Consider the following 4,224-nt stretch of genomic DNA (forward strand, 5'->3'; position numbering starts at 1 on the left):
GCCGAGAGCCGCCCGAGCCGCGCACGCGGCTCGTCCACGACGAGGTACGGCGCGCCGGCCGGCCCCCGCTCGGCGCCGACCGGGTCGGTGAGGATCGCGACCGCTCCGGCCGCGAGGGCCGCCTCGGCGTACTCGATGCCGTGCACCCGCGACCCCGGGAGCGCGGCGTAGAGGTCGCCGGGCCGGATGCGCTGGGAGGAGAGCGAGATGCCGGTGATCTCGACCTCACCGGGGTCCCCGGCGCCGCCGCGGAGCACGCTCCCGTCGGCCGTCCCGCCGCCCAGCCAGCGGGCAAGGACCGTGAGTGCCGTCCGGGGCGGGTGCTCTGGCCGGGTCGCGTCGCTCACCACGCGAGGCTATCGCCGGTCGACCCGCAGCCCGCGATCACCACTCGACCGGCAGGCGCGAGGGCCGGGTGCCGGTGGGCGGGACGGCGTAGCGCTGCAGGGTGTAGCTCATGATCTTGGCGAACGCCGGACCGCCCACGGACCCGCCGCCTCCGCCGTTGCGCGGGTTCTTCACCACGACGTAGACGGTGAACCGCGGGTCGTCGGCCGGCGCGAACCCGGCGAAGGACACGTCGAACGTGCCGTCGTAGCAGCCGCACTCCTCGCTGGTCGCCTGGGCGGTGCCGGTCTTGCCCGCGACGCGGTAACCGGGGATCGCTGCGCCGGGCGCGACGCCCACCTCGGGGTCGACGACCCGCTCCATCATCCGCATGGTGTCGCGCGCGGCCGCAGCGCTGACGACCCGCCGCTTGGTGGTCGTGTCGGTGCCGACGACGTCGCCGGTGTCGGTGGTCGCCTCGCCCTCGATCAGGCTCGGCGAGATGCGCACACCGCCGTTCGCGATGGTGTTGACGGCGGCCGCCATCTGCACACCGTTGACCGCGACCGACTGACCGAAGGCGATGCGGTCCTGCATCTGGTGGGTCCACGCGCTGCCGTCGGGCAGCAACCCCTGGGACTCACCGCGCACACCGATATCGGTCGGTTGGCCGAGGCCGAACGCCGACAGGTAGTCGTAGAGCTGGCCCTGCTCGAACTTGTCGGCGGCCAGGACGGTGCCGATGTTGGAGGACTTCGCAATGACGCCCGCCAGCGTCAGGTGGATGGTGCCGTGGGTGAACCAGTCGTTGATCGGCCGGTCCTCGCGCTGCAGCTGCGGCGGTACGACGATCTTGGTGCGCGGCGTGACCAGGCCCAGGTCCATCAGGGAGCTCACCGTGAGCACCTTCTCGACCGAGCCGGGCTCGTAGACGTCCTGCATCGCCCGGGAGCCGAGGTCCTCCTTCGGCGAGCCGGTCGGGTCGTTGGCGTCGAACGTCGGGTAGTCGGCGACGGCGAGCAGCTCGCCGGTGCGGCTGTCCATGACCACGGCGAAGCCGCTGTCGGCTCGGGCGCTCTCGACGGTCTGCCCGAGCACCCGCTGGGCGTACCACTGGAGGTCGAGGTCGATCGTGGTCCTCAGGTCCTGACCGTCGACGGCCTTGGTGACCGTGCTCTCCCCGAGCGGGATCCGGTTGCCGCCACCGACCTCGTAGCGGGCGGAGCCGTCGGTGCCGGCCAGCTGGTGGTCGAAGGTGCGCTCGAGCCCCGCGAGCGGCTCGTCGGTGCCCATGAAGCCGACCAGGTTGGCGGCGACGTCACCGACCGGGTAGTCGCGCAGCGGGTCGCGGCGGGTGTCGAGGCCCTCGAAGCCCGCGGCGTCGGCGGCCTCGACGACCTCGGTGGCCTTGGTCGCCGGCACGCGGCGCGCGATGTACTCGAAGCGGCTGCCCGGCTCGCGCAGCTTCCTCAAGGTGTCCACGTAGTCGACGTCGAGGCGGTGGTAGAGGAACCGCGCGAGCTCGGGCGCCTTCTCGGCGGTCATCTGCGGGTCGGCGACCACCATCAGCCCGTCCACCGAGCCGGCCAGCGGCTTGCCGTTGCGGTCGAGGATGTCGCCGCGCTCGGCAGGCAGCACCACGTTCTGCACGCCCTCGGCGGCGGCCATCGCGGCGTAGGAGTTGGGATCGAGCCCCTGCAGCTGGACCAGCCGGGCGCCGAACACGGAGAGCACCATCGCGATGACGACGAAGCCCATGCGCAGCCGCAGCTGGGGGGAGCCCCGACGGGAGCCGCGGGGCGGGCGGGTCTGGCGCACGACGTCTCCGGTGGTCTCGATCAGCGACGGGTCTGCTGGTGCTGCTGGTTCTGCTGTTGCTGGTGTTGCTGCTGGTTCTTCTTACCGCCTCCGTCGCCGTTTCGGCCGTCTCCCGCGCCCGTGTTGTCCTGCGCGTTCGCCTGGGGGGTCCGCGTGGTCGTCGCCGGGGGCGCGGCCACGTGGACGACGTGCGGCGCCGGGTCGAGCGCGGCCGGCTTGACCGGCGGCGGCGGGGTGATCCGGAACGGGACGCTGCCGTCGGCGGCACACGGCTTGCCGGTGACCGTCGAGCTGCCCAGCTCCAGGAACGCCGGGGTGCACGCCTGGACCATCCCGAGCCGCTGGGCCGCGGTGGCGATCCGCTGCGGGTCGCGCAGGCGGTCGAGCTCCATCTGGAGGCTCTGCTGACGGGCGGCGAGCGTGGTGGCCTGTCCCTCGAGCGCTGTCGCGGCGAACGAGGACTGCTGCATCGAGGTGTTGAAGAGGAGCAGCCCCACGACGCCCCCGAGCAGCATCATCGTCACCAGCGCGACGAACGGCATGCGTGCCGCCTGCGCGCGGGTGCGCGGGACGACGGTGAGCCGAGCGCGCTCGACGGCCTGCTCGGCGATCCGGGGCATCCGCGAGCGGACCTGGGGCATCGGACTGCTCATGCTGCCTCTTTCGTTCGCTCGATGGCGCGCAGCCGGACGGAGGCGGCGCGTGGGTTCTCGGAGATCTCCTCGGGGTTCGCCTTCTCGGCACCCCGGGTCACCAGGCGGAAGGCGGGCTCGGCGCCCGCCGGCACGAACGGGAGGTCCTCGGGGACGTCGAGGCGGGTCGCGGCCACGAACGCCTGCTTGACCAGCCGGTCCTCGAGCGAGTGGTAGGACTCCACGACGACGCGCCCACCGACGCCGATCGCGTCGATGGCCGCCGGGATCGCGCGGCGCAGCACCGCCAGCTCGTCGTTGACCTCCATGCGCAGCGCCTGGAAGGTCCGCTTCGCCGGGTGCCCGCCGGTGCGGCGCGCCGGGGCCGGGATCTCGGCGTACAGCAGCTCGACCAGCCGACCCGACCGGGTGAACGGCTCGCGTGCCCGCTCGCGCACGACGGCGGTCGCGATCTTGCGGGCGAACTTCTCCTCGCCGTAGTCGCGCAGCACCCGCGTGAGGTCGGCGGCGTCGTAGGTGTTGAGGACGTCCGCGGCGGTGATGCCGGTGCTGCCGTCCATGCGCATGTCCAGCGGCGCGTCCTCGGCGTAGGCGAAGCCGCGCTCGCGCACGTCCAGCTGCATGGAGGAGACGCCGAGGTCGAACAAGACGGCATCCACCGACGCCAGTCCGAGGTCGGCGAGGACCGTGGGGATCTCGTCGTAGACCGCGTGCACGCCGGTGAAGCGGTCGCCGAACGGCGCCAGCCGCTCCCCCGCCAGCCGCAGCGCCTCGGGGTCGCGGTCGATGCCCACCACCCGGGCGAGCTCGAGCCGTGAGAGCACCGCCTCGCTGTGGCCGCCCAGACCGAGGGTCGCGTCCACGAGGACGGCGCCCTCGCGTCGGAGCGCGGGCGCCAGGAGGGCGACGACCCGGTCGAGCAGGACCGGGACGTGGGACGGGGTCGCCATGTCAGGCCTGACGGGCCAGGACGGCGAGGAGCACGAACCCGAGCGCGACGGCCACGGAGGTGGCGGCCGAGAAGGCCATCAGGGTCGCCGCGTCGCGGGCCTGGTGCCGGACGCGGCGCACCGGCGCCTCGACCGGTGCCTGTGCTGGCGCGATGCTCATTGGTTTCGACCCTCGTGTCCCGGAGTTGCGCGTGGGTGGTGCTGTGAGATGGGCGATCCGCCTGACCAGGTCCCTGCCCGCTCCCGGATGAGCTGGGGAAGTGTCGTCTGGAACCGGGGAAGGTGCCCCAGATGACGTGGCCGTCTGGAACCGGGGAAGGTGTCCCAGAAGGCTGCGGGAGCGGGCTCGAGACCTCGTCCTGCGGATCGCTGTGCTGTTGTCGGTGTTCGCTCGTGCGTGGTGGTCGTGCGGTGATCAGCCCGGGTGCGGCGCGGGCTGCTCGTCGAGCTCGGCGAACTTCGCCTGGGCGCCGGCC

The 4,224-nt window shown here is 72.9% G+C and carries 5 protein-coding genes; all 5 read right to left on the minus strand.

Annotated elements, in window-relative coordinates; all coding sequences use genetic code 11:
• On the minus strand, positions 1-347 hold a 347-nt coding region (locus tag Q0L15_RS14095; protein WP_296605083.1), incomplete at its 3' end, for a Mur ligase domain-containing protein.
• Between the two features lie 37 nt (positions 348-384).
• Entirely contained in the window at positions 385-2,145 is a 1,761-nt protein-coding gene (locus Q0L15_RS14100) for a penicillin-binding protein 2 (RefSeq protein WP_296605084.1), read from the minus strand.
• A 20-nt stretch (positions 2,146-2,165) separates the two neighbouring features.
• Positions 2,166-2,798, minus strand: coding sequence for a hypothetical protein (locus Q0L15_RS14105; protein ID WP_296605085.1), 633 nt, complete (start codon positions 2,796-2,798; stop codon positions 2,166-2,168).
• A complete protein-coding gene (gene rsmH, locus Q0L15_RS14110; protein ID WP_296605086.1) occupies positions 2,795-3,748 on the minus strand; it encodes a 16S rRNA (cytosine(1402)-N(4))-methyltransferase RsmH in 954 nt (317 codons plus the stop codon). Before rsmH ends, Q0L15_RS14105 begins: the two co-directional genes overlap by 4 nt.
• Position 3,749: 1 nt before the next feature.
• The gene (locus Q0L15_RS14115) at positions 3,750-3,908 is read right to left on the minus strand and encodes a hypothetical protein (protein ID WP_296605087.1); all 159 of its coding nucleotides are present in this window, start codon (positions 3,906-3,908) and stop codon (positions 3,750-3,752) included.
• Positions 3,909-4,224 lie beyond the last annotated feature (316 nt).

Source organism: Nocardioides sp., from assembly GCF_024509035.1.
GTDB lineage: Bacteria > Actinomycetota > Actinomycetes > Propionibacteriales > Nocardioidaceae > Nocardioides.